This window comes from Vreelandella halophila (genome assembly GCF_009856365.1).
Lineage (GTDB): Bacteria > Pseudomonadota > Gammaproteobacteria > Pseudomonadales > Oleiphilaceae > Halospina > Halospina utahensis_B.
In genome coordinates, this window is sequence record NZ_WMEX01000008.1 from 51,602 (window position 1) to 74,998 (window position 23,397).

The 23,397-nt window shown below is 62.8% G+C and carries 20 protein-coding genes and 1 riboswitch; of the genes, 11 read left to right on the plus strand and 9 right to left on the minus strand.

From position 1 onward, the window contains the following. Nucleotides 1–27: 27 nt before the first annotated feature. The 9 genes from atzF to GLW01_RS13590 all read left to right on the plus strand — a co-directional run bounded on the left by atzF (nucleotide 28) and on the right by GLW01_RS13590 (nucleotide 12,516). Nucleotides 28–1,824, plus strand: coding sequence for an allophanate hydrolase (gene atzF, locus GLW01_RS13550; protein ID WP_160899376.1), 1,797 nt, complete (start codon nucleotides 28–30; stop codon nucleotides 1,822–1,824). Between the two features lie 102 nt (nucleotides 1,825–1,926). After that, nucleotides 1,927–2,640, plus strand: a complete 714-nt coding sequence (locus tag GLW01_RS13555) for a GntR family transcriptional regulator (protein WP_160899377.1) — start codon at nucleotides 1,927–1,929, stop codon at nucleotides 2,638–2,640. A gap of 210 nt (nucleotides 2,641–2,850) precedes the next feature. After that, nucleotides 2,851–2,949, plus strand: a riboswitch (guanidine-I (ykkC/yxkD leader). A gap of 53 nt (nucleotides 2,950–3,002) precedes the next feature. Continuing rightward, nucleotides 3,003–4,058: a putative urea ABC transporter substrate-binding protein gene (locus tag GLW01_RS13560; RefSeq protein WP_160899378.1), complete on the plus strand. Its 1,056-nt coding sequence runs from the start codon at nucleotides 3,003–3,005 to the stop codon at nucleotides 4,056–4,058. A gap of 68 nt (nucleotides 4,059–4,126) precedes the next feature. Continuing rightward, nucleotides 4,127–4,945 (plus strand): ABC transporter permease, encoded by an 819-nt coding sequence (locus GLW01_RS13565; RefSeq protein ID WP_160899379.1) that lies wholly within the window; start codon nucleotides 4,127–4,129, stop codon nucleotides 4,943–4,945. A gap of 11 nt (nucleotides 4,946–4,956) precedes the next feature. Beyond that, on the plus strand, nucleotides 4,957–5,772 hold the full coding sequence (locus GLW01_RS13570; RefSeq protein WP_202405738.1) for an ABC transporter ATP-binding protein: 816 nt from the start codon (nucleotides 4,957–4,959) through the stop codon (nucleotides 5,770–5,772). Further along, nucleotides 5,769–6,515, plus strand: a complete 747-nt coding sequence (locus tag GLW01_RS13575) for an urea amidolyase associated protein UAAP1 (RefSeq protein ID WP_160899380.1) — start codon at nucleotides 5,769–5,771, stop codon at nucleotides 6,513–6,515. The genes GLW01_RS13570 and GLW01_RS13575 overlap by 4 nt, the downstream gene beginning before the upstream one ends. Continuing rightward, complete coding sequence (locus GLW01_RS13580) at nucleotides 6,515–7,156, plus strand: urea amidolyase associated protein UAAP2 (protein ID WP_160899381.1); 642 nt, start codon at nucleotides 6,515–6,517, stop codon at nucleotides 7,154–7,156. Before GLW01_RS13575 ends, GLW01_RS13580 begins: the two co-directional genes overlap by 1 nt. A gap of 84 nt (nucleotides 7,157–7,240) precedes the next feature. Next, nucleotides 7,241–10,840 carry an urea carboxylase gene (uca, locus tag GLW01_RS13585; protein WP_160899382.1) on the plus strand — a complete coding sequence of 1,200 codons (3,600 nt, stop codon included), beginning with the start codon at nucleotides 7,241–7,243 and terminating at the stop codon, nucleotides 10,838–10,840. Between the two features lie 410 nt (nucleotides 10,841–11,250). Further along, nucleotides 11,251–12,516, plus strand: coding sequence for a sensor domain-containing phosphodiesterase (locus tag GLW01_RS13590; protein ID WP_160899383.1), 1,266 nt, complete (start codon nucleotides 11,251–11,253; stop codon nucleotides 12,514–12,516). 27 nt (nucleotides 12,517–12,543) lie between these two features. Here GLW01_RS13590 and GLW01_RS13595 read toward each other — a convergent pair whose 3' ends face one another. From GLW01_RS13595 to GLW01_RS13610, 4 genes are all read right to left on the minus strand, one after another. Continuing rightward, complete coding sequence (locus GLW01_RS13595) at nucleotides 12,544–13,038, minus strand: ankyrin repeat domain-containing protein (RefSeq protein WP_160899384.1); 495 nt, start codon at nucleotides 13,036–13,038, stop codon at nucleotides 12,544–12,546. Between the two features lie 36 nt (nucleotides 13,039–13,074). After that, on the minus strand, nucleotides 13,075–13,449 hold the full coding sequence (locus GLW01_RS13600; RefSeq protein ID WP_151439140.1) for a DUF6746 family protein: 375 nt from the start codon (nucleotides 13,447–13,449) through the stop codon (nucleotides 13,075–13,077). Nucleotides 13,450–13,647: 198 nt separating this feature from the next. After that, a complete protein-coding gene (gene fghA / locus GLW01_RS13605; protein WP_160899385.1) occupies nucleotides 13,648–14,490 on the minus strand; it encodes an S-formylglutathione hydrolase in 843 nt (280 codons plus the stop codon). 9 nt (nucleotides 14,491–14,499) lie between these two features. After that, entirely contained in the window at nucleotides 14,500–15,609 is a 1,110-nt protein-coding gene (locus tag GLW01_RS13610; protein ID WP_151439138.1) for an S-(hydroxymethyl)glutathione dehydrogenase/class III alcohol dehydrogenase, read from the minus strand. Nucleotides 15,610–15,722: 113 nt separating this feature from the next. Between GLW01_RS13610 and GLW01_RS13615 the strand changes: the two genes are divergently transcribed. Next, entirely contained in the window at nucleotides 15,723–16,604 is an 882-nt protein-coding gene (locus GLW01_RS13615) for a LysR family transcriptional regulator (protein WP_160899386.1), read from the plus strand. A 9-nt stretch (nucleotides 16,605–16,613) separates the two neighbouring features. Here the strand turns inward: GLW01_RS13615 and GLW01_RS13620 are convergent, their stop codons facing one another. The 3 genes from GLW01_RS13620 to GLW01_RS13630 all read right to left on the minus strand — a co-directional run bounded on the left by GLW01_RS13620 (nucleotide 16,614) and on the right by GLW01_RS13630 (nucleotide 18,580). Continuing rightward, a complete protein-coding gene (locus GLW01_RS13620; protein WP_160899387.1) occupies nucleotides 16,614–17,186 on the minus strand; it encodes an ACP phosphodiesterase in 573 nt (190 codons plus the stop codon). Nucleotides 17,187–17,309: 123 nt separating this feature from the next. Beyond that, entirely contained in the window at nucleotides 17,310–18,311 is a 1,002-nt protein-coding gene (gap, locus tag GLW01_RS13625; protein ID WP_160899388.1) for a type I glyceraldehyde-3-phosphate dehydrogenase, read from the minus strand. A 68-nt stretch (nucleotides 18,312–18,379) separates the two neighbouring features. Further along, nucleotides 18,380–18,580, minus strand: coding sequence for a dodecin family protein (locus GLW01_RS13630; RefSeq protein ID WP_160899389.1), 201 nt, complete (start codon nucleotides 18,578–18,580; stop codon nucleotides 18,380–18,382). 230 nt (nucleotides 18,581–18,810) lie between these two features. Here GLW01_RS13630 and glk point away from each other — a divergent pair, with 230 nt between their 5' ends. After that, nucleotides 18,811–19,869 carry a glucokinase gene (gene glk, locus GLW01_RS13635; RefSeq protein ID WP_160899390.1) on the plus strand — a complete coding sequence of 353 codons (1,059 nt, stop codon included), beginning with the start codon at nucleotides 18,811–18,813 and terminating at the stop codon, nucleotides 19,867–19,869. A 45-nt stretch (nucleotides 19,870–19,914) separates the two neighbouring features. On the opposite strand, the gene glgA is transcribed toward glk, so the two are convergent. Both glgA and glgB read right to left on the minus strand, forming a co-directional pair. Next, entirely contained in the window at nucleotides 19,915–21,381 is a 1,467-nt protein-coding gene (gene glgA / locus GLW01_RS13640; protein WP_160899391.1) for a glycogen synthase GlgA, read from the minus strand. After that, on the minus strand, nucleotides 21,347–23,320 hold the full coding sequence (glgB, locus tag GLW01_RS13645) for a 1,4-alpha-glucan branching protein GlgB (protein ID WP_202405739.1): 1,974 nt from the start codon (nucleotides 23,318–23,320) through the stop codon (nucleotides 21,347–21,349). The genes glgA and glgB overlap by 35 nt, the downstream gene beginning before the upstream one ends. Nucleotides 23,321–23,397: the final 77 nt, after the last annotated feature.

Here is a 23,397-nt window from a genome sequence, read left to right on the forward strand (position 1 = left end):
TACAAGTTGGCAACCAAGAGACTCGTCATGGCTTCAACAACCGGATGGACCATCAGGGACTGGCAGGAGGCATACCGTAACGGCCAGTCGCCCCAGGCGCTTCTGGAAGCGCTTCTGGAGGCCGAGGACCCACGCGACCCCGCCTGGATCAGCCTGGCGAGCCGGGAACAGCTGGCCGCCCAAATCGCGACCCTTTCCCCGGAGCAACCACTCTACGGGGTGCCGTTTGCGATCAAGGACAACATTGACGCGTTCGGTTTCGAGACCACCGCAGCCTGCACGGAATACGGCTATCGGCCCGAGTGCGATGCGGAAGCGGTCAAGGCATTGAAAGAAGCGGGCGCCGTACTCATCGGCAAGACCAACCTCGACCAGTTCGCCACTGGGCTTGTCGGCACACGCTCTCCCTGGGGCGCCGTCCCCAATACCTTCGATGATGCCGTCATGGCGGGAGGGTCGAGTTCCGGGTCCGCCGCAATCGTGGCCCGCGGCACCGTCCCCTTCTCCCTGGGTACGGACACTGCCGGCTCCGGACGTGTACCGGCAGGACTGAATAACATCGTGGGCCTCAAGCCAACCCGGGGGGCCATCAGCACCCGCGGCGTGGTACCGGCGTGCCGGAGTCTGGACTGTGTCTCGGTTTTCGCCCTGACCACGGCTGATGCCGGCGTAATCCAGAGCTGCATGGAAGCGGGCGAGAACACTGACTCCTTTGGCTGCTCCCGCCTGGAATACGGATCCAACCCCGACCGTGCGCTGAGGGCGCCGGGGCCGGTCCGACGCCTGGCCATTCCCCGGGATCCGGAATGGTATGGCGACGACCAGCAGCGCGAAGCATGGGAACAGGCGCTGAGCCAGTGGCGCTCCCTGGGCGTTGAGGTGGTGGAGCGGGACTTCACAACGCTCTACGCCATGGCCGAACTCCTTTATGAAGGCCCCTGGATCGCGGAGCGTCACGCCGCAATCAGCACCTTCATGGAGGCGAACGCCGCGGCCATGAACCCGGTGGTCCGGGACATCATCCGCCGGGCGGAGGGGTTCACGGCTACCGATGCGTTCAACGGCCTCTACCGGCAGCACGAGCTGCGCCATGCCCTGGACCAAGAGCTGGCGGAAATCGACGCCCTGCTGGTGCCGACCGCGCCCATCACCCCTTCCATCAGTGCGGTGGAGGCCGACCCTGTGCACCTGAACGCCCGCCTTGGCCGCTACACCAACTTCGTCAACCTGGCTGACCTTTGCGCGCTGGCGTTACCGGCCGGGTTCCGCGGAGACGGCCTGCCTTTCGGCATCACCCTGATCAGTGGCGCCTGGCGTGACCGGGATCTTCAGGAACTGGGCGCGCAATGGCTCAACCACGCCCCGACACCACTCGGCGCCACCGGACGGGAACGGCCACCGGAGACGCCAGCAGAACCCGATGTTGGCACGGTCCAGGTAACCGTGGTGGGCGCCCATCTCAGCGGTATGCCACTCAATGACCAACTGACCGGGCGCGGTGCACGGCTGCTGCAAAGCACAACAACCGCCCCCTGTTACCGGCTGTATGCCCTGGCCGGCACCACCCCGCCCAAACCCGGACTGCGACGGGATACCACCGGTAAGGCCCTGGAAGTCGAGGTATGGACGATGCCCACAGAGCACTTCGGTTCCTTTGTGGAACTGATTCCCCACCCCCTGGGCATCGGCACCGTTGAACTGGCGGACGGCACCTGGACCAAGGGCTTCATCTGTGAGGAAGCAGGGCTCGAAGGGGCCACGGACATCACGCATCTTGGGGGCTGGCGCGCCTATATCCAGTCTCTCCGGAAACAACAGGGATAGAGAAAGGGGTAACGCCATGTTTTCGAAGGTTCTTGTAGCCAACCGGGGCGAGACTTCGGTGCGGATCATAGGCTCCCACCCGTACCGCTGGTGTTAACCCCAATGGCGGAACCCAGCGCCCCCACACAGCGCAAAAGCATGGCCGACCGGATCTATCAGGCGCTCAAGGAGGATATCTTTGAGTTCCGCCTGATCCCGGGCGACAAGTTCAGTGAATCCGACATCGCGCAGCGGCTTTCGGCCAGCCGCACGCCGGTGCGCGAGGCGCTGTACCGGCTGGAACGCGAAGGCTATGTGGACGTTCTCTTCCGCAGTGGCTGGCAGATACGGCAGCTGGATTTCAAGCAGATCGAGGAGCTCTACGACCTGCGCATCACCCTTGAGCGGGCCGCGATGCACAAGATCTGCCGCCTGGATAAGCCGCCACCCGCCCTGCGGCTGCTCAATGACATCTGGAACCCGGATGCCCCCTCCGAGAGAGCTTTCGGCAGCACCGTGCGTGCCCTCGATGAGAGCTTCCACTGTGAGCTGGTGGCGGCGCCCGGCAACGACGAAATGACCCAGGTGCACCAACGGATAACGGACCGGCTGCGCATCGTGCGCCGGCTTGATTTCACCCGGCCCGACCGGATCGATGCCACTTACCGGGAACACGCCGAGATCCTGCAGGCACTGATCGCCAACAATCCCGGTGAGGCCGCGGAGAAAATGACCGCCCATATCCGTACCAGCCAGGAGGCCGTCAAGGGCATCTCACTGGAACGCATCCGGGAGGTCTCGCGACAGCCTCGGCGACAGGACCCAGCCCACCGTTAGGCGCACCGCTCCCTACCTGCCCCCAACCGGGGCACAGCACTCTCACCTGCACCAACCTGGCGCACCCGAGTCCAGACCACGGCAGCATCAGATCCCCCAGGCTACTGTCATGAAAGGCTTTTCCATAGGTGGCACTGTGGTTGCACTCTAACAGACAGGAATCAGATGACTGAGTGGCGCTGTGCTGCCCGGTCCGTTCCAAGACAATCTGAAATGGACAGCTAGGGTTCCGGCCACACCGACGTGGCGTCTGGTCCGAGAGCGGTCGACCTTCTGAAGGTTACACGGCGGGACAAAAGCCCGGGAGGATACAGGCTGAACAGCCATCTGATTCCTCCCAGTTAACCGTCAGGAGGCTCGACATGCGATCCAAGCTGCTTACCGCACTCCCCTTTATTGCCGCCGCCGGCATGCTGCCCGGCACTGCCCTCGCGAAAGACGAATTCAGTGTCTGCTGGTCCATCTATGTGGGCTGGATGCCCTGGGACTACGGCGATGCCGAAGGCATTGTCGACAAGTGGGCGGACAAGTACGACATTGAAATCGACGTGGTCCAGATCAACGACTACATCGAGTCCATCAACCAGTACACCTCCGGCCGCTTTGACGGCTGCACCATGACCAACATGGACGCGCTCACCATCCCCGCCTCCGGCGGCGTTGATTCCACTGCGCTTGTAGTGGGTGACTTCTCCGACGGCAATGACGGCATCGTCATGAAAAACGAGGATGACCTGGCCGAGATCGAGGGCAAGCGCGTCAACCTGGTGGAACTCTCTGTCTCCCACTATCTGCTGGCACGGGGCCTGGAGTCCGTAGGACTGTCCGAGCGTGATATCGAGGTCGTCAACACCGCCGACGCGGACATTGTCTCCGCCTTCGCCACGCCCGACGTCAGTTCCGTGGTTACCTGGAACCCGCAGCTCAGCTCAGTGCTGGAACAGCCCAATGCCAACCTCGTCTTCGACTCTTCCCAGATCCCGGGCGAGATCATGGACCTGATGGTGGTCAACACGGAAACCCTGGAAGCGAACCCCAAATTCGGCAAGGCCCTGACCGGCGCCTGGTACGAGATCATGGCTCGCATGCAGGGCGATGACGAAACGGCCATTGAGGCCCGTACCCATATGGCGAATGCCGCGGGCACCGATCTTGAGGGCTACGAGGCCCAGCTGGAGGCGACCAACATGTTCCATGACCCCGCCGAAGCGGTGGATTTCACACGCAGTGACCAGCTGCTGGAAACCATGCAGAACGTGGCCGAGTTCTCCTTCCGCCACGGCCTGCTCGGCCAGGGTGCGCCCAGCGCGGAAGCCGTGGGCATCGAGACACCGTCCGGGACCTACGGCAACGAGGGCAACGTGAACCTGCGCTTTACGGACAAGTACATGCAGCAGGCCGCGGACGGGGAACTCTGAGCCCATTCCGCCCACACGCAAGCCGGCTCCACGGAGCCGGCCCGTATTCACGCTGACGGGCTGATCCCATGAAGAAACTGATCAACCGGAAACCCAATCGCTACGCCCGATGGTTCCTGGGGTTCCTGCCGTTTGCGCTACTTCTGGCCATCTACATCGGAGCCTCCTCGGCGCGCCTGGCGGAAAACCCGGATGACCCCCTGCTGCCCTCACTGACCCAGATGGCTGAGGCGGTCGAACGCATGGCGTTTGAACCCAGCAAGCGCTCCGGCGACTACCTGCTGCTCCAGGACACCCTGGCAAGCCTTCAGAGGCTTGGTATCGGCATCGGTGTTTCCGCCGCTCTGGCCCTGATATTCGGTATCGCCAACGGCGCCATTCCCTATGTGCGAGCCACGCTCTCGCCTTTGGTCGTGGGCATCTCCCTGGTGCCGCCAATGGCCATCCTGCCGATCCTGTTCATCGTGTTCGGGCTGCAGGAACTGGCCAAGGTCATGCTGATCATCATCGGCGTGACGCCCTTCATGATCCGCGACATGCAGCAGCGGACCCTGGAGATCCCCGAGGAGCAGATCATCAAGATGCAGACCCTGGGGGCCAACACCTGGCAGACCATCACGCGGCTGATGCTGCCCCAGATCATGCCCCGGCTGCTGGCCACCACGCGCCTCGCGCTTGGCACCGCCTGGCTGTTCCTGATCGCCGCCGAGGCCATCGCCGCTACCGAGGGGCTGGGCTATCGCATCTTCCTGGTGCGGCGCTACCTCTCCATGGACGTGATCCTGCCCTATGTCCTCTGGATCACGCTGCTGGCTCTGGTGATCGACTTCCTGCTCAACCGCTGGTCCAGGTGGCGCTATCCCTGGTTCCACGCAACCGGTCAATAAGGGGCGCAACCATGGCCATGATCGAGATCCGCAACCTGTGGAAGGAATTCGGCGACGACGTGGTGCTGGAACGGCTCAACGCCAGCATCGAGGCGCGCGAGTTCGTCACCGTGGTGGGCGCCTCCGGCTGCGGCAAGACCACCTTCCTGAAAATGCTGCTGGGCACTGAAACACCCACGCGTGGTGAGCTGTTGCTGGATGGTAAGCCGATACCGGAGGAACCCGACGCCACACGCGGCATCGTCTTCCAGCGCTACTCCGTCATGCCCCATCTGGACGCCACCGGCAACGTCATGCTCGCCGGCGAGCTGGAGGCCAGCCGCTGGCTCGGCCGTGTCTTCGGTGCCAACCGGCGCCGGCTCCGCGATGACGCCGTGGCCATGCTGAAAGAGGTGGGCCTGGAACACGCCCTCGACAAGTACCCCCACGAACTCTCCGGCGGCATGCAGCAGCGCCTGGCGCTCGCCCAGGCCCTGATCAAGAAGCCCCGGATCCTGCTGCTGGACGAACCCTTCGGGGCGCTGGACCCGGGTATCCGGCGGGACATGCACGAACTGGTCAGTCGCCTGTGGCGTGAGCAGAAGCTTACGGTCTTCATGATCACGCATGACATCGAGGAAGGCTTCGCCCTCGGCACCCGTCTCTGGGTCTTCGACAAGGAGCGCCTGGACCCCCAGGCCCCCGAAGCCTACGGCGCGCGCATCACCTACGACCTCGCGGTGGGCCGCGACGACACCGGCGTTCTGGAAGACATCAACGCCGACGTGAATGCGACCTCCCGGACCATTGATAACCATAACCCGCAACCGACAGGAGACCACTCATGAGTCGACGCCTTTACGACTACACCCTGCCCGGAGGCCATCACTGGTCTTTCCGCATGCGCCGCAACACCGGCCTGCGCCTGACGGACCTGGAAGGCGGCGGCAACCTCGCCCTGCTCGTATTCAACCCGGAAATGCTCATGGAGCGCTACAACGCGCCCGACACCATGAAGGCCCAGGAAACCTTCCGGCTGACCCAGGGCCACTGCCTCTATTCCGACATGGGGCGCTGTATCGCCTCCATCGTTGAGGACGACTTCGGCGGCCACGACTCCGCCTGCGGCACCCTGACGCGCGGCGCCTGCTACGAGCGCTTTGGCCGCTGGTCCTTCCAGGAGTACATGAATGAATGGTGTCTGAGTGGCGAGGAAAGCTTCCTCACGGAACTGGCCAAGTACGGCCTGGGTGAGCGCGACCTGCACGCCAACCTCAACCTGTTCAGCCGGGTGGAAACCGACGAGGCCGGCAATATGCGCTACGTGGACAGCCACAACCGCCCCGGCGCCAGCGTAACCCTGCGCTTCGACATGGATGCCCTGGTCATCGCCGCGACCAGCCCACACCCGCTGAACCCGGCCACCGGGTACCCGAAGAAGCCCATCCAGGTGGAATTCCTGAAGACGGACCCGGTCACGCCCGACGACGAATGCGTCAACGCCCACGACACCAGCCGCCGGGCCATGGAAAACACCCGACTCTACTACCTGGACGACCCTGTCCGCCTGACCGACGCAGGAGGTGCCTGATGCTGACCGAAAGCTTCCGCCAGACCCATGATGCCCGTTACAGCCAGAAAATCGGTGCCGGCGACTACTTCATGCGCACCGTAAAGGCGGGCTCAACCGTCCGTATTACCGACGTGGACGGCAACGAAGCCGCCGACACGCTGTTCTACAGCGCCCTGGACCCGGCCGAGCGCTACAGCGCCAACGACACCGTGCGTGAACAGGGCAACGTCTACCTGGGCACCGGCAGCGTGCTGCGCTCCAACCGCAACAACCCGATGCTTGAGATCATCGCCGACACCTGCGGCCGCCACGACACCCTGGGCGGTGCCTGCTCCTCGGAGAGCAACACCGTGCGCTATGCCCACGACCGCCGCTGCATGCACTCGTGCCGCGACAACTGGATGAACGCCATCCAGGAGAACGAGCACTTCGGGGTCACCAAGCGCGACATCGCGCACAACATCAATTTCTTCATGAACGTGCCCATTACGCCGGAAGGCGGCCTGAGTTTTGCCGACGGCATCTCTGGGCCGGGCAAGTACGTGGAGATGAAGGCGCTGATGGATGTGATCGTCCTGATCTCCAACTGCCCGCAGCTGAACAACCCCTGCAGTGGCTTTGATCCAACGCCACTGGAGATTGCGGTCTGGGACAACTGAAGAACCGTTGAACGCCACCCGGGGACGACCTCGAAGGGGCCGGAACAACCAGGCGGGACGACCCGCAAAAGCGAGAACAGGATCATGTTCAACAAGGTACTGATCGCCAACCGCGGCGCCATCGCCCGCCGCATCACCCGCACACTGCGCGAGCTGGGCGTTACCAGTGTCGCCGTCTACGCCGAAGCCGACGCGGACTCCCTGCATGTCCGCGAGGCCGACGAAGCCTGGCCCCTGGGTGACGGCTCCGCCACGGAAACCTACCTCAACCAGGACAAGCTCTTCCGCATCATCGAAGACGCAAGCATCGACGCCGTCCACCCCGGCTACGGCTTCCTCAGCGAGAACCCCGACTTCGTCGAACGCTGCGAAGCCGCGGGTGTCGCCTTTATCGGCCCACGCCCGCACCAGATGACCGAATTCGGCCTCAAGCACACCGCCCGCGAAATCGCCGAAAAGGCCGAGGTGCCCCTGCTCCCCGGCACCGGCCTGCTGGAGGACAAAGCCAGCGCCCTCAAAGCTGCCGACGACATCGGCTACCCCGTCATGCTCAAGAGCTCCGCCGGGGGTGGCGGCATTGGCATGCAGATCTGCCACGACAGCGAGACGCTGGATAAGGCCTGGGACAGCGTGCGTCGTCTGAGCGCCAATAACTTCGCCAACGACAGCGTCTTCCTGGAGAAGTACATCGAGCACGCCCGGCACATCGAGGTGCAGGTGTTCGGTGACGGCAGCGGAAAGGCCGTGGCCCTGGGCGAACGGGACTGTTCCGCCCAGCGTCGCCACCAGAAGGTCCTCGAAGAGGCGCCCGCCCCCAACCTGCCGGACGCCGTCCGCGCCACCCTGAATGAGACCGCACCGCGCCTGATCTCGGCGGTAAACTACCGCAATGCGGGCACGGTCGAGTTCATTCTGGACCAGGCCACCAACCGCTTCTACTTCCTGGAGATGAACACCCGGCTCCAGGTGGAGCACGGGGCGACCGAGCAGGTCTACGGCGTGGATCTTGTCGAGTGGATGGTCAGGCTGGCCGCTGGCGAGTTGGGTGACATCGAGCAGCTTGCCGCCAAGCTTAAACCAACCGGCCATGCCATCCAGGCCCGCCTCTACGCGGAAGATCCGAATAAGGACTTCCAGCCCTGCGCCGGGCTTCTGACCCATGTTGAATTCCCGGACGCGGATGGCAGCCGGCGCCGCATTGACCACTGGATCGAGGCCGGTCTGGAGGTGTCGCCCCTCTATGACCCGATGCTGGCCAAGGTCATCGTGCACGAAGCCGACAGGGACCAGGCCCTCACCGCCCTGAGGGACACTCTGGATCAGACCATTGTCGAGGGCATCGAGACCAATCGGGAATACGTCGCGGCAATCCTTGGCGACGCCGTGTTTGCCGATGGCCGAATGACCACGCGCTACCTGAACGGCTTCAGCTATCAGCCCGCCACCATCGATGTACTGGCCAGCGGCACCATGACCACGGTCCAGGACTACCCGGGACGCATCGGTTACTGGCCGGTGGGTATCCCGCCCTCCGGACCCATGGACAACCTTAGCTTCCGCCTGGCCAACCGTCTGCTGGGCAATGACGAAGGCGCCGCCGGGCTGGAACTGACGCTGAACGGCCCCACCCTGCGCTTCAACAGCGCCACCACTATCGCACTGACCGGCGCGGACCTGAACGCCACCCTGGACGGCGAAACCCTGCCACTGAACCGCACCGTCCCGGTCACGGCGGGCCAGACCCTCAAGCTGGGCAAGGTGACCGGCAACGGCGCCCGCGCCTACCTGGCGATCGCCGGGGGCATCCAGTGCCAGCCCCACCTGGGCTCGCGCAGCACCTTTACGCTCGGCCAGTTCGGCGGCCATGGCGGGCGGGCGCTGCGCACCGGCGATGTGCTGCATCTGGATGCAGACGCTTCCGCGCCCGAGGCGATGAACCTGCCGGGGGCCATGACGCCCGGGCTCACCACCCACTGGACCCTGCGCTGCACCTATGGGCCCCACGGCGCGCCGGAGTTCTTCACCGAAGCGGACATGGAGACCTTCTTCAGCGCGGACTGGCAGATCCACTACAACTCCAACCGTACGGGCATCCGCCTGGTTGGCCCCAAGCCCGAGTGGGCGCGGCGGGATGGCGGCGAGGCGGGCATGCATCCCTCCAACATCCACGACAACGCCTACGCCATCGGCACGGTCGACTTTACCGGCGACATGCCGGTGATACTGGGCCCGGACGGCCCCTCGCTGGGCGGCTTCGTGTGCCCGGCGACGGTCATCCAGACCGACCTCTGGAAACTGGGCCAGCTCAAGGCCGGTGACACTGTGCGATTCGAGCCTGTCAGCCTGGACGATGCCGACCGTCTCACCGAGGCCCGCAACCGGAGCATCGCGGCGCTCGAGGACCAGGCACCGGCAGTCACACCGCAGCGCCCGGCCAGCCCCATCCTCCAGTCACTGAGCGCCGACGAAGCCGGCGTGGCCGTCACCTATCGCCCCTGCGGCGACCGCTACCTGCTGGTGGAATACGGGCCCATCGAGCTGGACCTTCGCCTGCGCTTCCGCGCCCACGCCCTGATGCTCTGGCTCAAGGAGCAAGACCTGGCGGGTGTGCTGGAACTCACACCCGGCATCCGTTCGCTGCAGATCCACTTTGATCCGCTGGTCATGGATCGTCAGCGGCTTCTGCGGATCCTGAAGGAGGCGGAGGACCACCTCCAGCGCCAGAAGGAACAGAAGGTCGCCTCGCGCATCGTCTGGCTGCCCCTGTCCTGGGACGACGAGGCCTGCCACGAGGCCATCCGCAAGTACATGCAATCGGTGCGCAGCGACGCGCCCTGGTGCCCCAGCAACCTTGAATTCATCCGGCGCATCAACGGCCTCGACAGCATCGATGACGTCAAGCAGATCCTGTTCTCGGCGAGCTACGTGGTCATGGGCCTGGGCGACGTCTACCTGGGCGCCCCCGTCGCCACGCCCTATGACCCACGTCAGCGCCTGGTCACCACCAAGTACAACCCGGCACGGACCTGGACGGCGGAAAACTCCGTGGGCATCGGCGGCTCCTACCTGTGCGTCTACGGCATGGAAGGCCCCGGCGGCTACCAGTTCGTGGGCCGCACCCTGCAGGTCTGGAACCGTTACCGGCGCACGCGCCACTTCACCGAGCCGCACCTGCTGCGCTTCTTCGACCAGATCCGTTTCTACGAGGTCAGCTCGGAGGAACTGCAGCAGATCCGGCGGGATCACCCCAAGGGCGACTTTCCGCTGCAGACCGAGGAAACCACCTTCGATCTGGACGAGTACCAGCAGTTCCTGGAGGCCAACGCCGAAAGCATCCGGACCTTCACCGAAGCCCGCAACCAGGCCTTCGAGGAGGAGCTCGAACGCTGGGTCGCCAGCGGCGCCATCAACTACGAATCCCAGCAGGACCTGGGCGAGCACGAGGCGGATGAGCTGCCTGAGGGCACCCCGGTGGAATCACCGACCGCCGGCAACATCTGGCAGCTGCTGATCAGTGAGGGAGACGCCGTGGAAGAAGGTCAGGTGGTGGCGATCCTCGAGTCCATGAAAATGGAGATCGAGGTAACGGCGCCCGAGGCCGGCAAGATCACCCACATTACCCGCCAGGAGGGACAGCAGATTGATGCTGGGCAGGCGGTCATGGTGGTTGGCACCGGGTTCTGACCCGCCATCAAGAGCCAGCTGCAGAGCCTTTTTGGCACTGGGGGCTGGCATTTGCCCTGGCAGCCCCACCCGCAGGGGTCATGTTCACTTGTTCCTCGATTAAATATGCACTGGCACCCATCAACCGTGCACCTTTTTGGAACACGGCCCCATGACCGCTTTACGCGATTTCACTCAATCCCCGAGATCCATGGATTGTTGCAGCAGACATACAGACTCCAAGTGTTTATCACCCAAATAACAGCCCCGAAAAAAGATCAACAGGCACAGCCAAAAAAATGAATAATAAGGAAAACCCCTCAACCCCCAGCAACACAGGTAACAAACAGAAACATTGCCCCGCCCTGCCTGGTACTTCTGTTGCTTATTCATTGAATCGTCGTTGACTGGAGAATCCAAGGCGAAACCCGATGAATGATCTCACTGGTTGTATGTACGAACAGGGCAGCTGCCTGCCCACATGGTTTGGGGATTTCGAGCTTTCCTGTGAATTCCAGCCGATCGTCAGCCCAACGCACCGTCGGACCGTTGGCTTCGAGGCACTGGCCAGGGCCCGCCGCTGCAACGATCCGGTCTCACCCGCAGTCCTGTTCTCGGAAGCCGAATCAGAGGGCGATGAGCCCTGTCTCGATATCGTTCTCTGGCAACAGGCGCTCCGCACCTATGCGGAAACCAGGCCTAATGCATGGCTGTTCCTGAACCTGAGCGCGGCAAGCGTGGTGGATTCGCGCACCGCACCGGATATCCTGGCGCAACTCGTACACCAGTCCGGCCTCTCCTGCGACCGGATTGTGCTCGAGATCGTGGAAGACGCCGTCAGTGACCAGGAAGCGCTGGCACGGTTCGTGGCCGGGTGCCGGAACCACGGATTCCGGATCGCGATTGATGACTTCGGCGCCGGTGATGCCCACTTCGAACGGATCTGGCGCATCCGCCCGGACATCGTGAAAATGGATAGGACGATGGTGGTCCACGCCGCCGAGAACGCCCGCGCTTCCAGACTCTTCCTGAGCCTGATCAGGATGATCCGCGAGAACGGCAGCCTGGTCCTTGTGGAGGGACTGGAAACCCGCGAACAGGCAGCCCTTGCCTGGGAATCCGAGGCGGATTTCTACCAGGGATTCTGGTACAGCCATCCCCGTACTGAACTGAGAACGGCCTCGGCGGAAGCGGAACCGCGGCTTTTCCTGGCCCAGCAACACTTTACGGCCCTGAATGACCAGCAGGAATCGGAGCAGATCCAGTGCCTGCGGAACCTGCGTCACGAGGTGCTTGAGACCTGTCACCAGATCGCTGGTGGCACTGCCCTCGCAGAAGCCGCAACGCATCTGCTCACGAGCCCTGGCGCCAAACGGTGCTACCTGCTGGACACCCGGGGCGTGCAACAGGGCGAGACCGCCTTCGCCGCCGGCTATGCAAGCAGGGGCGCCGCATTCAACCCTCTCCTGAGCGCCGAGGGCGCCAGCTGGTCTCACCGGGAATACTTCCGCAGTGCGACGAACAGGCCCGGCGAGATCCATCTGTCACGCCCTTATGTGGCACTCCCGGATTCGGCGAGGACGGTCACCGTTTCACACATGACCTTCACGTATTACGGCTACCGGATCCTGTGCCTCGATATCCATCCGGAACAGGCGTTTCCGGGGTCTCACCACCACCTTCCGCATCATATCTAGAGCGTCTGGCACTGCATTGCGGAGAGCTCATGATCGAGCGTCGAGAAGAAGTTCGATCATGGCCTCGTCATCGTTCATGATTGCCAGCTGTAACGCGGTTTTCCCGGTTTCTGTTTCCCGAAACGACAGATCGGCGCCATGGCTGATCAGCACTCTCGCCACATCGTGGTGTCCATTCATGGCGGCAGCCATCAGAGCACTGAATCCAATCTCGCCCTGATGATTGACCAAGGCACCGTGCTCCAGCAGTGTCCTGACGATTGGCAGATGCCCGTGGGAAGCAGCCCTCATAAGTGGCGTCCACTGGCAGCTGTCCTGCGCCTCAATCCTGGCGCCTCGCTCAAGCAGCTGCCGTACACGTACGGCATCGCCCTCTTCTGCCGCCACAATCAGCGGTGTACGCCCCCGATTATCACGACTTTCCAGATCCGTATCGCTGAAAAGCCAGAACGCCATGCCAGCGAAAACCGCCAGCATCAGAACAGCGCCCCAGAGCCCAGCCCAGCGCTCAAATACCGTCACAGCGGATCAACCGGTTATTACTGGGTGCGCAACGCTTCAATCCGCCAGGATCTCAGCTTTCTCGAGGAACTTCTCCCCATAGCGCCGAACGCGCTCCACATCACCAGCTTCCGACCCAAGATGCGCTTGTTCAAGATCCTCAGCCATCAAACCGGTCTCCTCACGGATTTTTGCCATTGCTTTCTCAAGCGTATAGGTCAGCCTGTGAATCTCACCCATCGGCGAACCGCGCAGATCTTCTTCCTCCAGAAGTTCTTCCATCCGCTCACTTGACGACTCAAGATTCTCAATAGCCTCCTCCAGAGTCTCAGAATCCTTGCCTTCAAAGTGATCCGGCTGATCCTCCGCGCTGACACTCAGCACGCTCAACCCCAGTGAGAGAACAACAGCATACCGGGCCAATATTTTCATAGCGCCTCCCAGACGTGATTTTTCATTCAACGCAGCAGGCAATATATCAGATTATTCTAATACTAGAACCACTGAATCTTTGTGCTTGACTAACACCTCGATAGCGAAAGATTAAAAGGATCCAGAGTCAGCAGGAACGGAGGTCAGTACCCACCCGTGCGCTTGCACGGGCAGGTGGCATCAAAGCGCCTTCGGAGGTTACATGCGGGCGTGATGGAACCGGAGATGGTCCTCGATGAAGCTCGCGATGAAGAAATAGGAGTGGTCGTACCCGGGCTGGTACCTCAGGTTCAGATCAACACCGGCCTCGGTGCAGGCAGCCTCTAGGGCCTCGGGCTGGAGCTGGCCCGCCTCAAGAAAGTTGTCCGCATTCCCCTGGTCGACCAGCACCGAGTGCGCAGTGCCATGGGAGCGGATCAGCTCACTGGCATCCCATACCTTCCAGGCGTCACGGTCATCGCCCAGGTAGCCCCCGAACGCCTTCTCGCCCCAGGGGCAGTTGACCGGGTGACAGATGGGCGCAAACGCGGAAACGGACTGGTAGCGCTCGGGATTATGGAGGGCGCAGACCAGGGCACCATGCCCGCCCATCGAGTGCCCTGAAATGGCCTCCTGCCCGCTGAGCGGGAAGGCGTTGTGCACCAGGTCCGGCAGCTCATCCACTACATAGCTGTACATGTGATAGTGCTGGTTCCAGGGCGCTTCGGTGGCATCAACATAGAAGCCAGCGCCGGATCCGAAATCGTAGCTTTCATGCTCGCCGGGCAGATCCGTACCGCGCGGGCTGGTGTCCGGGCAGATGATCGCCATCCCGAGCTCCGCCGCCACGCGGTGCGCGCCGGCTTTCTGCATGAAGTTCTCATCCGTGCAGGTGAGGCCCGAGAGCCACCAGAGCAGCGGTATGGACTGGGTTTCCGCCTGCGGCGGCAGGTAGATCCCGAAGACCATATCGCAGTCGAGAACCTCCGAGCGGTGGCGGTACCGCCGGAGCCAGCCGCCGAAGCTCTTGTTTTCCGAAACCAGTTCCAGTGTGTCGGTCATGGGTACTCCTCAGTAATGCAGCACGGTACGGATGCTTTCGCCACGGTGCAGCAGCTCAAACGCCTCGTTGATCTGCTCGAAGGGCATGTTGTGGGTAATGAACTCGTCGATCTTCACCTTGCCCTTCATGTAGTCATCCACATAGGTGGGCAGCTCACTGCGCCCCTTCACACCACCGAAGGCGGAGCCCTTCCAGACGCGCCCGGTAACCAGCTGCACGGGCCGGGTGCTGATCTCCTCGCCGGCGCCGGCAACGCCGATGATGATGGACTCACCCCAGCCCTTGTGACAGCACTCCAGGGCGGAACGCATGACGTTCACATTGCCGATGCACTCAAAGGAGTAGTCCACACCGCCGTCGGTCTGGTCGATGATCACCTGCTGGATGGGGTCGTCGTAGTCGTTGGGGTTCACGAAGTCGGTCGCGCCGAACTGGCGGGCCAGGTCAAACTTCTCCGGGTTCACATCAATGGCAATGATCCGCTCAGCGCCGATCATCTGCGCGCCCTGGATCACGGCCAGGCCGATGGCGCCGAGACCGAATACCGCGATGGTCGAGCCCGGTTCCACCTTGGCCGTGTTGTGCACAGCGCCGATGCCGGTGGTCACGCCACAGCCGAGCAGACAGATCTTGTCCAGCGGTGCCTCTTTCGAGACCTTGGCCAGCGAGACCTCTGGCAGGACCGTGTATTCACTGAACGTTGAACAGCCCATGTAGTGGTGCAGTGGCTTGCCGTTGAGCGAGAAGCGTGAGGTGCCATCCGGCATAACGCCCTGCCCCTGGGTCGCCCGCACGGCGCTGCAGAGGTTGGTCTTGCCGGAACGGCAGAACTTGCACTGACCGCATTCCGCCGTATAGAGCGGAATAACGTGGTCACCAGGCTGCAGGCTGGTCACGCCCTGACCGACCTCCTGAACCACGCCAGCGCCTTCATGGCCCAGAACGGACGGGAACAGGCCTTCGGGATCCGCGCCGGAGAGCGTATAGGCATCAGTGTGGCAGACACTGGTGGCGGCCATCCGCACCAGGACTTCGCCCTGCTTAGGGCCCTGCACATCGATTTCCTCGAGAACCAGAGGCTTGTTCGCCTCCATGGCAAGCGCTGCACGGGATTTCATGATTATTCTCCAATAAGGCGATGGTTGGTTGCGTTTCAGTTGACTCAGTATAGGTACCAACAATCACCGCTTTAAGGCACCATACGGCAAGGGATTATTGCTGGAGAGCAACAATGCAACACTGGGACCGGATCGAGGCGTTCGTTCAGGTGGTCCGCCAGGGGTCATTCGCCAACGCCGCTCGTCAACTCGACGTTTCGAGTTCCCACGTGAGCCGGCTGGTCACGCGTCTGGAGACCCAGCTCGACACCCAGCTCCTGTACCGCACGACCCGCCAGCTCGGGCTCACGGACGCGGGCGAGGTGTACTTCAACCACTGCTCGCACCTGTTCGACGGCTTCCAGGAAGCGCTCAACGCCATTGGTGATTACCAGCAACGGCCCAGTGGCGTGCTCAGGCTGACCTGTGCCGCCACCTTCGGGGAGCGCTACATTGCGCCACTGGTCAACGACTTTTTACGGCAACACCCTCAGTTGACGGTCGATCAGGAGTTCACCAACCGCTGGGTGGACATCGTCAACGAGGGCTTTGATGTGGGGGTTCGAGCCGGCTCCATGCCGAGCTCGTCACTGATCGGGCGGCGACTGTGCCAGAGACGTGAATACGTGGTCGCATCGCCCGCGTATCTCCAGCAGTATCCGGCTCCCCGAACCCTGGAGGATCTCTCAAAGCACAACTGCCTGCAGGGCTCCAACGATCACTGGACCTTTGATGTCGGGCAGCAGCACCGTTCTGTCAGGGTCCATGGCAACTGGCGGGGAAACTCGGGGCAGGCCGTCCTGGACGCCGCCCGCAAGGGCCTGGGGCTGGCGCAGCTGCCCGACTATTACGTGTGGGAGGATCTGGCGAACGGCCAGCTTATCTCGGTATTGGATGACTGCGTGTGTACCCACACGGCCGTCTGGGTCGTCTACCCGCGCCACCGGCATATCTCGCCGAAAGTGCGCCAGTTCGTGGACTTTCTGGTTGAGAACATGGGCGCCTATCCCCGCTGATGCCGGAGCTCACAGGGTGCTGGCATCACGCTGCAGATCCTGGAAGAACCACAGGAAGCGCGATTCCAGTTCCTCGCTGTGACCTTCGATCTCCTCGATGATGCCGTCGAACCGGTTGGGGAACCGGATACGGGCAGCAACCCGGTCCAGCGCGTAGCCGATATTGTCGAGGTCCCGATAATGGCCGAACCAGTCATCCATGGCGATGCGTCGGGTAACCCGGCGCATCGGCTCGGGCATCAGGTATTCGTGCTCCGGCAACTCCCGGTAGATCATCCGGATGAAACCATCCTGGTCAACGTCGGTGAACCGGTGCCAGTGCTTCAGGAGATAGTGATCATAGAGAATGTCGAGCGCGACGCCGGCAAAGCGGCGCCGTTGCGGTGAGAACAGGCGCCGGCTCGCACAGACCTGCGGGTGCCGGTCCGTATAGCTATCCACCGACAGGTGATGCTCGACACCCCGCTGGACATCACCGGGAAGATCCGCCACTGAAATGCCCCGGCAGAAATCGCCCAGGATGCTGCCGACTCTCGCCTCCGGCGTATCCGGAGCGAGGAAAACATGCGCAAGATGGTTCATGGTCTCCATCATGCCCACCTCGGATCCCCATCTCAACTTGCTTGGGCCGGTTACGGAGCTGCCCAGCATCCTGATACTCGCGCAGGTTTCGCCGCATCTCTTGAGCGACGCCAACCGTCAGGCTCACTGCTGCGCCATCACACACGCGACATCCAGCATGCGGTTGGTGAAGCCCCACTCGTTGTCGTACCAGGCGAGCACCTTCGCCTGGGTGCCGAGAACACGGGTCTGGCCGGCATCATGGATCGCCGAAAACGGCGAATGATTGAAATCGACGGAGACCAGCGGCTCATCGCTGTACCCGAGCACACCGCGAAGGCTCCCCTCCGAGGCGCGTTTCATGGCGGCATTGATGGCATCCACGTCCGCCCCGGTTGCGAGGATCGCGTGCAGGTCCACCATCGATACATTGATGGTGGGCACGCGCACCGCCATGCCATCCAGCTTGCCGGCCAGCGCCGGGAGGACCCGGCCCACTGAGTCAGCCGCCCCGGTTCGGGTGGGAATCATGTTACTGGCCGCCGCCCTGGCGCGATAAAGATCCCGGTGGGCCTTATCGATCAGGTTCTGGTCGTTGGTGTAGGAGTGAATGGTGGTCATCTGGCCCTGCACCACACCAAACGCATCATCCAGGACCTTGACCACCGGTGCCAGGCAGTTGGTCGTACAGCTGGCGTTGGAGACCACACGATCGTCCGTGATGAGCTCGTCGTGGTTGATGCCGTAGACCACGGTGCGATCCGCATCCGGCACCGGGTAGGCCACCAGGACCCGCCCGGCCCCCGCATCCAGGTGCCCCTGAAGCAGGGCCCGCGTTTTCAGCTTGCCGGTGCATTCAAGCACCAGGTCAACGCCGAGCGCCTCCCAGGGCAGCTTCGCCGGGTCCTTCTCGGCCACACACCGAATCACCTGGCTGCCCACGCTCAACCGGTCGCCCTCCAGGGTCACCGGCGTTCGGAAATGACCATGAGTGGTGTCATGGCGCAACAGATGGCTGAGAATATGAGGCTCGACCAGGTCATTGATGGCCACGACCTGTATTGACTTCTCGAGTCCCTGCTCATGGATCGCCCAGACCAGGCAGCGCCCGATTCGACCGAAACCGCTGATCGCAACGCGCAACATCGACCTCTCCTTGTCAGAGAATGACAGACCGCCGGCGCAAGATTGTCACCAGCCTGGTCGACTCAGGGTCACTCAAGTACGAACGTGACCCGCATATCCACGCGATAGCCGGTGACACGCCCGTTCTCGACATGCACCTTCTGCTCGGATACCCAGGCACCCTTGATGTTCTCAACGGTGCGCGACGCTGTCTGTATACCGTTCCGGATGGCGTCCTCGAACCCCTTGTCGGATTCCGCGCTGACTTCAATAACTTTCCCTAGTGACATGATGATGGCCTCTTTCCAGGTCATTGGTTAAAGAGGGTAATGCGCTCACCCTTGGTTGAATGGTGTGACACAAGTGCTGGCACTGTGTTGACCCGGGTCAATGGATGCCACCGGATTCTTAAGCCACTGCCGGCTTCCCAAGGACTGATGATACGGGTCAAGATTCATGCGGCGATTCAGGAGGAGAGTTGGGATTCAGGTTGATGGGTCAAAACAGGAGGAGGCCTGGGATGAGACTGCTTGTTGGCGACATCGGGGGCACCAATGCCCGCTTCCGGCTCCTTGAGGGCGAGGGTCAGCAATGGTGCCTACGGCACCAGTCGAGTTGGCCAAGTACCCGGTTTGAGTCCCTGGAGGCCCTGATTGAGGAGTTGACGGCCTGCTTCTCAAGCCTTGAACGAGTCACCATCGACGAAGCATGGCTTGCCGTTGCGGGCCCCGTTCACGGCTCGCGTGTCACCTTCACCAACCTGCCCTGGCGGGCGGATGCCCACGCGCTCGCTGCCCGATTCGGCTGGGGACGGGCATTCCTGGTCAATGACCTGCAGGCGCTTGCCCATGCGGTTCCCGCGTTGGGGCCCCGCGATCTGGCGCCCGTCCAGCAGGGTCAGTGCGGCAACGATACCCATCTGGTCATTGCCGTGGGTACCGGCCTGGGGGTTGCCACCTACAGGGTCTCGGACCAGGGAGCGGATGTTTTCGCCTCGGAAGGGGGCCACACGGACTTCATACCCACCACCCCGACCCATTTCCGGCTCCTGGAATACCTGCGTGAACACTACAGCCATGCCAGCCAGGAACGGGTGCTTTCCGGCGCCGGGCTGGCTGACCTGTACCGGTTTGTCTGCAGGGAGCATGTGTGCGCGCCGGACCCGGCAATCACGGAAGCAACGGACCCGGCGGCAACCGTCAATCAGCAGGCAGCGTCCGGCCATGCGCCCATGGCACTGGACACCATGGAACTGTTTGCCGAACTGCTCGGGCGTTTCGCCGGCAATGCCGCCCTGTTCTCGGCGGCGTTTGGCGGTGTCTACCTCGCCGGTGGCGTTGCCACGCGGCTGCACCCGTACCTGACCGGCACCAGGTTCCGACAGACGTTTCAGGACAAGGGGCGGATGAAACCCATCATGAATCAGGTCCCCGTATGGACCATCACTAGTACCGATGTGGGTCTCAACGGGATCACCGCACTTGGCACCCGTTACGCCGTAACCGGGACCCCCATTGCGCCCTGTCCCGTCGACTCTTCAACCGCATCAAGCCCGGAAGAGGCCAGCTGGATACGCTAGGCCCATCTTCCGGAATGTTCAGCGGCCTCCCCCATATCAACGGCACTAGGCCACCCTCGGGAAATGGCCCGTCATACGATCCCGCAGCGCGTCATGATAGAGCGCCTCGTAGGCTTCGGCGGCCGTGCTCCATTTAAAACGGGCACGCATGGCATTGGTCATGAGCTGGTTCCAGACTTCCGGCTGGTCAAAGTACCCACGGGCCTGATCCACGGCGGTGAGCACCGAGGCCGCATCCGGGCGGGCGATACGGATACCGGTCGCAGAGGCGGCATCCATATCTATATCCGTAACGGTATCCCTGAGCCCCCCGACGTTGGTAACCAGCGGAACGGTTCCGTAGCGCATGGCGATCATCTGCGCGATGCCACAGGGCTCGAAGCGCGATGGCATCAACAGCATGTCCGCTGCGGCGTACAGTCGGTGAGCCATGTCCTCGTTGAAGGCGGTGTGCACCGCCAGCCTGCCCGCATGGGTTCGCGCCAGCTCATGCAGTTCACTCTCGCGATGCGCGTCGCCAGCACCGAGGATCACCAGGCGCAGGTCACGCCGCATCAGGTCCGGCAGCGCCTCCAGCAGCAGATCAATCCCCTTCTGTTCCGTCAGCCGACCGACCCAGGCGATGATCGGTGCCTTGTCGCTGTGATCGAACGCCAGTCCGAGGTCGCGGATCAGCTCCTGGCGTTGGCGAGCCTTACCTTCGACGCGTGCCGCATCAAAAGGATGCGTCAGCACTGGATCCGTAGCAGGATTCCAGACCTGGTAATCAACACCGTTCAGAATGCCGCTGAGCACCCCGGAGCGAGCCCGGAAAACGCCCTCCATACCAGCCCCGAACTCCGGTGTGAGAATCTCCGCCGCATAGGAAGGGCTGACCGTCGTCACACGGTCCGCATAGTTCACGCCGGCCTTGAGCAGTGAGATGGTGCTGTAGAACTCCAGCGCCTCGGCGTCATTGAGATGCGCCGGCAACCCGAGCCGCGCCATCAGCTCCGGAGGGAAGCACCCGGTGTACCCCGCATTGTGGACGGTAAACACCGAAGCCGCCGCCGCACCACTGAGACGCATGAAGAGCGGCGTCAGCCCCGTGTGCCAGTCATGGCAATGGACCACATCCGGGTGCCAGCCGGTCGCCAGTGTGCCGTCGCCGATCATTGCCGCCACACGCGAGAGGTTGCCGAACTGAACCGCGTTGTCCGCCCAGGGCGCGCCCGCCCTTGTCAGGTAGGGGCGCCCACGCCGCCTCAGGAATCCAGGCGTTTCAAGCAGCCATACGGGGCACGGCAGATCGCGGCCCCTGATTTCGGCCACCCGCCCCTGGCCCGCATCCAGGCGGACCAGCGTCGCCGACTCATCAGCGAGCCCGCGTTTGTACGAGGGCACCAATACCCTCACGTCATGGCCCCGTTCCGCCAGCGCCCCCGGCAGCGCGCCCATGACATCGCCCAGGCCGCCGACCTTGGCCAGCGGCGCCATTTCAGCGGCGGTCAGCAGTATTTTCATCGATTCCATGTCCAGTCTCCTCCAGTTCGAGATAAACGGCGCCAAGGGGGGGAAGGGTGAGCGACAGTGTCGCCGGACGCCCCATCCAGGGAACCGCGCGTGCCTCGCCGCCGCCGAGGTTGCCGACGTCAGAGCCGCCGTAAAGTGCCGAATCCGAATTGAGGCACTCGCGGTAAACGCCGGGCTGTGGCACACCAATGCGATAGCCATAGCGCGGCACGGGGGTGAAATTACAGACCACGACCACCGTTCCCGTGGTATCCCGGCGCAGAAAGCTGATCACTGACTGATCGGAGTCATGACAGTCGATCCATTCGAAACCGGACTCACTGAAGTCCTGCCGGTGCAGCGCCGGATTCACGGCATACAGCCGATTCAGGTCCAAAACCAGCCGCTGGACACCCGCGTGGTAGCCGTGTTCCGCGAGCGTTCCATCCAGTTGCCCCTCATGGGCCCACTCCCAGGGCTGGGCCAGCTCGCTGCCCATGAACAGCAGCTTCTTGCCGGGGTAAGCGAACATATACGCGTACAGCAGCCGCAGGTTGGCGAACCGCTGCCACTCATCGCCGGGCATCCGGTCCAGCAGCGACCCTTTGCCGTGGACGACCTCGTCGTGGGAAAGCGGCAGGATAAAGTTTTCATGGAAAGCATAGAGGAGCCCGAACGTCAGGCGGTCATGATGGTAGCGACGGTGAACAGGGTCTTCCCGCATATAGGCCAGGGTGTCGTGCATCCAGCCCATGTTCCATTTCATGCTGAACCCCAGCCCCCCAAGGTGCACCGGTCGGGTGACCCCCGGCCAGGCGGTTGATTCCTCGGCAATGGTGAAGGTCCCCGGGCATTCGCCATGGGTCACCCGGTTCAGCTCCTGGAGAAACGAGATGGCCTCCAGGTTCTCGTTGCCGCCATAGGCATTGGGTGTCCACTCGCCCCCGCTGCGGCCGTAATCGAGGTAAAGCATGGAGGCGACCGCATCAATACGCAGGCCGTCGAGATGGAAGTGTTCGAGCCAGTAGAGGGCACTCGATATGAGAAAGCTCTGAACCTCGTGGCGCCCGAGGTTGAACGCGAGTGTGCCCCATTCCGGCGTTTCCCGGGCGGGGTCGGCGTGCTCAAACAGCGCCGTACCGTCGAAACGCGCCAGGGCATGATCATCCTTGGGGAAGTGGGCGGGCACCCAGTCAAGGATCACGCCAATACCGGCGCCGTGAAGCCGGTCCACCAGGTAACGGAAGTCGTCGGGCGTACCGAAGCGACTGGTCGGGGCGAAGAAACCGGTTGCCTGATAGCCCCAGGAGGCATCCAGGGGATGCTCGGTGACCGGCATCAGCTCAACGTGCGTGAAACCGCTCTGGTGGAGCGTCTCGACCAGCCCATCCGCCAGTTCGCGGTAGTTGAGGAACGACCCGTCCGGGTGGCGACGCCACGAACCGGCATGGATCTCGTAGATGCTCAGGGGGGCGTCCTGCCAGCGCGCCCGCTGGCGCTGCCAGGCGCGGTCATGCCATTGGTGCTCGGGGGGCGGTGCGACAATGCTGGCGGTGCGTGGGCGGGCTTCGAAGTGTCGCCCGAAAGGATCAATCTTGGTAACGACCTCGCCGGTGTAGCGGCTACGGAGCTGGAACTTGTAGAGCGCGCCCGCTTGCACGCCGGGAATGAAGCATTCCCAGACGCCATGGGGGGAGTGTTCGCTCATGCGGTGGTGGTGCCCATCCCAGCCGTTGAAATCACCGATCACACTGACCCATTCCGCATTCGGCGCCCAGACGCTGAACCGGGTTCCGGGTATGCCCTCACATTCGCCCGTGTGCGCCCCCAGAAGCTGCCACGCGCGCCAGTGCTCGCCCCTGCTGAAGCGCGCCAGATCCGCCGACTGTAACGCCAGCAACGGATGCCATTCGCCTGCGGCGGTTGCTGGATTCTCCATCACCGGGGTTCCCTCTGCCACTGTTCGATCCTTAGGCCTCTGGGGACCAGGGTTAACGGCTATTCCCGGGATCTTCCCGCAGTGCGCCGGCACGCGTA